This window comes from Neiella holothuriorum, from assembly GCF_019457915.1.
GTDB classification, from domain to species: Bacteria; Pseudomonadota; Gammaproteobacteria; order Enterobacterales; family Neiellaceae; genus Neiella; species Neiella holothuriorum.
The window spans coordinates 130,759-136,767 of the sequence record NZ_JAHZSS010000010.1; the positions used below are offsets into that span (position 1 = coordinate 130,759).

Genomic DNA, 6,009 nt, shown 5'->3' on the forward strand with positions numbered 1-6,009 from the left:
ACTAGCGCAGCGCCGCAGTTTTCCATTTTGCAACAATGCCAAAATGTGCAGAAATGATCTGCGTGGCTGTTTTAGAGCCCGCTCGTCGCGCTCGAGTTCGTCGTTTTTCGAGATCAAACGGCCGCATCGGATTTATTTTAACTTTGTCAGTTGAAGGCTGTACCAAAAGCAAGGGCAGGGCAGCTGGCTTTTGTGTTATGCCCGCATCATAACGAACATTTGCAACCGGCTGGATCTTCCCGCTTCGCTCTTGCACTAAATATGCATCCGGCGGTAATCGTCGAATGTCCTCTAGCGCCACATCAATATGAGCTTCCCACTCCGGACGAAGCCAGCCAATAGGCCACTTATCTCGGCGCTGGGCTAGAAGCCCTTCGGCCGACTCCCCTGATAATTTATTAGCCAAAGGTTTGGTACCAAGAGAAAACCCACAACTGCGCACGGCAGGCTCCATCAAATGGATGTTGCGCGTCAGTTGCTTGTTAATCAGTCGCGGAAACAGCTTATGTACCAGCTCGAACTGCAAATCAACATCATTGATAGACACGACCGACAGATTGAATGCTTGTTTGGCGGCATTAAGTGCCTTCAGCACATTTGCCACAGGAGCGGGATCGCCTGCGTACTGCAACAGACCTGGCATACGAATCGGGCATTTAGTGCTGGCCCCTTGTGGTGCGTAGAACTCGGAATAGAGTCGGCGCCCTTTAACTTCAGCCATGAATCCGTCAAGGCGAACGGGCTCAATTTGAGTGATTGGCGCATAGGTATCGCCTTCGTCAATCCGCGGCAACTCAAACGTGCAGGCTTGTACGCACTCCATGTCATCTAGCAAGCTCACTAGCCGCCAGACATAACGCTCGATATCAGCGTAGTGAAGCTGTAGTTGCTGCTCAATACTCAACATGGTTGCGCCTCGCTAGTTGTCCTTAATGTCAGGATAGCACAATAATTATGACAACACCCCTATATGGATAGAACAAGACAAGCACTTCGTAGCAAGGTTAATCTCGACCATCTGGCCGCGTTATTTACTATTTTTTATTATTATTTTTTAATATTTTAATTAAAATCCATCGGGTCACCAGATAAGAGTTCCGGTGAGGCGCGAAGCGCCTATATGTTGTCTAAAACAGTTAGGGTGTTGTCATAATTAACACCTCTCTGCATCGCTAAGTAGTCATTCTTGCTCATGTTCAAGGTTGCCGTTGTCGCTTGATGCACCGTGTAACATCCGCAAATCTCATTCGTATCAAGCCAACCTAAAGTAGCCACCTCGCTACAGTCACGGTTACGTTGTTGAAAATCGGATTTCGCTATGAAGTTGCTACGTTTTGCGCCATTCATTGTCGCGGCAAACCTACTTGCTCTCTCGACCACAGTTCATGCAGATGTCGAAGGGTATCAATTTGTTCAAGCGCATAGCGCGACAACCATCGCGCGAGACGCACGCTCAACGTCAGGAAGTCGCTACAAAGTTTCTCCTGATGCTGGTGGTGTTCAAATCTATGTGTCCGGCGGGCTCGATCGAAAACTCGAGCTTACGATTGCTCAAGACACTGACGGCGTAGATGTTCATCACGAAAGCTCCTCAGTGATCTCGACGGCCGACCGTCTATCACTCAACGGCCGCGATTTCTACGGTAAGAAATTCACGGTTAAAGGACTACCCGATGGCGCCTACACGCTGACTGCTGAAACGCTGGCCGCATCGGGTGAGTTAATTGCCACCGAAACAATCCCATTGCACATCGATACCGTATTGCCAACCGTTGGTGAGATCACATGGACAGGCAATGGCGCATACCACTTCAACCATGATGACGGGATTCAAATCGTTAGTCGCTACTACTCCTATCGAATGATACTCAACGACATTGACGACCCTCTAAGCAACAATTACAGAACCAATATTCGCTATGGCACATTCAAATCCTATTATGCCGATGGGCCAAACGCTGGCCAGCTCGCTCGTTCAAAAAACCTAATCGTTGATCTGGCCAATACGCTTGCCTTCGCAGGTACCGGCGAACGGGACGGTGTGGGCGATGACTATTTTCCGACGAATGAGAACGCAAAATACCGTGTCGAAATGTCTATCTGCGACTGGGCTAGCAACTGCACGACCGTAGAGAAGTATTACTACGTCGCCAACAAAGCGACTGCACAACAACCCGAGCTGCTCGGCGTATTCACCGGCTCCGGTGCGGGCGTTGGAGAGTTCGCAGGATTCGAGCCCTTTACATCTGGCATGGCCATTGATACCAACCCAGCCAAATTACTGTATCGATTCAACCGAAACGGGTATAAAAATCTCGGAAACGCACTTGATAATGAGGCGAACATCTATGGTGGCTGGATTGCCGGCTCAGAAACATCAAAAACCCAAGGTTATTGGGATGCTACTGATGATGACTATCTTTACAAAGTAATCGAAACCACTGTCACTACTGAAGGAACCTTGTCGAGCGATATCTATATCCAAGATCACGTCGCATGGCGACGCTATTTCTTTCCAGCCGACTTAACGTTTGGCACCGCAGAAGCCACACCACCTAAATTTTTGTCGATTGAGTTCTTCTGGGATCACAATCAGTCCTGGATTAATAGCTTCATGACCACTTCAAGCACTACTGGTGGTGTCAGCTCCACGCTATCCAAATTGCGCGCTACGGTAGAGCCGCGCCCATATTCGCAGCGCTTGCCGTGGACACAAGGTATCACCGCTGGCGATGAGTGCATCATTCCTCCCAACGAAACAACGTGCGAACTGGATATCTCGCTACCGTACCCCGAAGTTGGCTCAACTGGTGTATATCATTCCCGTCCGGTGATTCGCAGTGACGACAATGGCATGAGAAGCAATGAATCAACCTACGTTCTCGGTTGGGATGGATTGCCCGCTACACTGTCTGGCCATCGCTACATTGGCAGCCATTACGGTGTATGGATCATGGATTATCAACCCACCAAAATTTGGTCTAATCATGGTGTGCACAACATCGAGCTAGTGTTTACTGGCGAGGGTGGCGAGGAAGTGGTTGTCGAGCCTTATATCATTGAAGCGATCACCATGGATTCTGCAACCAGTGAATATCGGGCGCTTTTCCCCAAAGCAAATTTGCCGGAAGGAATATGGCAGCTATCAACTCGCGTTGAAGACGGCCCGAATCCGAGCTACGACTACCACAGTAGCGAAAATAACTTTAACCAAGAATTCTTATTGCTTGACGCCATTACGATTGATTCAACAGCCCCTATTGTCACCATTACGAACGATGGTAACGCCTCGTTTGACTCTATTGTCGGCCTTGAAAGCTTACGCATCGACGTTCAAGACAGTAGCGACTATTCCGCTGGAAACATCACGCTTTCCGGTGGACCGTCTAATGACTCTGTCGTCTTACCGCTCATTCATCTTTTTGAACATACTTATGCTGTGGACTACCCCCGCATATTCCCCTCACTTGTTGAGGGTGACACCTATACGTTGAGCGCCACTTTCCGCGACATCAACAGCTTAACGACGACCACAACAGCTTCGTTCAGTTACATCCCTCCGAATATGGTCGACCTTGAACCACAAAGCGTACTGGCCATTAATCAACCTCTTGAGTTACCCAATGGCGATCCGTTAGCCACTATTGCCACAGATTCACTCCGAACAGAGGAAGGTAATCTTGCCCGCGGCGAGCAAACACTCATGTTCACCCTGCGCACTGATTCTGAGTTCGCGGTGGTTATTGATGGCCTGACGGTTTCTCCGGGTCAAACCGTGGAGATGCTGGTTGCGGTTGACCCCTTGACTGGTGCAATTAACCTGCCTGTCTATCCCGCCCAAAGCGGCATGACGGGCACAGCCAACTTCATGGTTGAGATCCCTGTCATCGAGGGGGTTTGGTGCAATGATGATTTTGAATTAAACAATGGTCAATGTGAGCAAACCTTAACGCTCCCTGCCATTTGGTCATGCGATCACCTTGCTGGCCACGTATTAAATAACAGCCAATGCACAACAACGCTTCGTGTTGAACGAGAACGATGTTCTGGCGATCAAGTGTACGATGAAAGCCAAGACATGTGCTTTTATTCCGCCACTTACGACGCAGATCCATCATGCAGTAGCGGTAGCTTAGACTCGAGTGACAACTTGTGTCATTACACGCGAACCTACACATCGAGCAGTTATGACTGCCCAGACGGGTATTATAACAGCAGCCCTTATACGCCTGGTGTCAGTCGTTGCGTCAAAATCGTGAGTGGAGAATGTAACGTAGATGGGTACAAGTTAGCCTACATCGGTGGCTGTGAAGCACGCTCAATTTCGATAGCCGACGATGAAGAATGCCCAGCGGAGTACCCCTACCGGACGGACAACAGCGGCTATCCTTTCCTATTAGACAAATGTAAAGCAGCGGCCGAAACATACATCCAACGAACGTGTCCTTCTGGCTACGAGCCACAAGACGATGACGATCTGTATTTTGAAATGTGTTACCACAAAACTGACTACACGTCTCAAATAGTCGATTGTGGCGATGGCGACTATAACTCCTCCACGGGCAAATGCTCTGAGCCAGCCACCAAATCACCGACATGGAATTGCGATGATGGGGATTCGCTCGATGGCCAAGAATGCATCAAAGAAGAAATTGCAACGCCTCTGCCTGCGGAATGTGGCAACGACTGGACTGTTTTTCCAACCTATTGCACGCTCGATGTCAGCGTTCCTGCGCAACGGATCTGCACTGACAGCGACTACAGCTATAACGGTGGAAGTGACCAGTGTGAGGATGTAATCGTCGAACCCATTCTTGAGTAACCTTCAAGGGCGCTAGGTTTCTGGCGCCCGTAACCACTCCCCTTAACAATCAATTTAAGCCTCTTTAGAGAACAATAGCTTGGATTGGTTTCAGTACCATATTCAGCACTACTATCTTCCAAATTGCGGCGACGCACCCCGACTAAAAAGGTTGGCAACTATGAATCGGTTACTGATTGCTTTTGGCATCTGGATATCAGTTTTTTCTCCGGCAGCTTTTGCTGCAATTGAAGGATTTAGCTTCACTGATACTCTTGGTCAGCCCAAACTGATTGATGCTCCACACGAGCAGTTAAACCCGAATGATGCTTTAGATATCATCATCTCTGCTGGTTTGGACCGAAAAATTCGCCTAACGATCCTCAATGAAAGTGGTGTTCAGGTCCATCAAGCGACGTCGGGCGTCGTCTCAATTCCAGACCGACTTACATTCAATGGGCGCGATTTCTACGGTAAAACGCTAACAACATCGCCACTACCAGATGGTACTTACACCATTCAAGCCGCCTTACTCTCTGCAGGGGAAGAACAACTCGATCTCTGGGAACAAGCGATTACGATAGATACCACAGCGCCTACTGCAAACAGTGAATTTGAATGGACGCAATATGCAGGGTTAGGTGGCTCTATTGAAATGATCGGCACTGGCACGTACTCAATCGCGCTAACTAACGTGGCCGATGAAAACCAAGTAGAAAGTGCAACATTCTATACCGTTCATTTGGCATCGGGGGTACGCCAAACAAACGCTGCCACATTAGATATAGGCACGGCAAAGGTTACCGTAGACTTGCGTAACACCGCGCGCCAACAGGCACTATTTCCTATCGACGACTCCGAGTATGAAATTGGATTCGAGTTAGAAGATGCAGCCGGAAATGTCCTAACTGTCAGCCGGAACAGTTTTGCAGATATCGTTTACCCGACCACTACGATATCTGATGTTTATGATGAAGACTCTGCTGCTTGGCAGCCCTACACGTCCGGCATGGTGGTAAACCAAAACCCAACAATTTTTCGGGTCAAACTCGCAACAACTGATCTCGCAAGCGAAAACCCAGATGGAATTGGCATAGTAACGAAGGGCGGCTGGAGTTTTGAGATCGTGGGCAATTTCGGCCAAAACATTGACCATTTCTAATGCGCCCATAGCAGCTTCGCCGCCTTTGTTGCCGGCTTTCGTACCA

2 protein-coding genes and 2 pseudogenes are annotated in these 6,009 nt (G+C 48.9%); 2 read left to right on the forward strand and 2 right to left on the reverse strand.

All coding sequences use genetic code 11. The features are described from left to right. Position 1: 1 nt before the first annotated feature. Positions 2–907 (reverse strand): DNA replication terminus site-binding protein, encoded by a 906-nt coding sequence (locus K0504_RS10190; RefSeq protein ID WP_220104090.1) that lies wholly within the window; start codon positions 905–907, stop codon positions 2–4. A gap of 411 nt (positions 908–1,318) precedes the next feature. Between K0504_RS10190 and K0504_RS10195 the strand changes: the two genes are divergently transcribed. Further along, a complete protein-coding gene (locus K0504_RS10195) occupies positions 1,319–4,822 on the forward strand; it encodes an Ig-like domain-containing protein (protein WP_220104091.1) in 3,504 nt (1,167 codons plus the stop codon). 160 nt (positions 4,823–4,982) lie between these two features. Beyond that, positions 4,983–5,717, forward strand: a pseudogene (locus K0504_RS10200) (DUF4165 domain-containing protein); the annotation flags it as partial. 201 nt (positions 5,718–5,918) lie between these two features. On the opposite strand, the pseudogene ribH reads toward K0504_RS10200, so the two are convergent. Further along, positions 5,919–6,009, reverse strand: a pseudogene (ribH, locus tag K0504_RS10205) (6,7-dimethyl-8-ribityllumazine synthase); the annotation flags it as partial.

Excerpts from the sequence above, each read along its gene's own strand:
- K0504_RS10190 (WP_220104090.1), bottom strand. The coding sequence starts at position 907 with ATGTTGAGTATTGAGCAGCAACTACAGCTTCACTACGCTGATATCGAG.
- K0504_RS10195 (WP_220104091.1), top strand. The coding sequence starts at position 1,319 with ATGAAGTTGCTACGTTTTGCGCCATTCATTGTCGCGGCAAACCTACTT.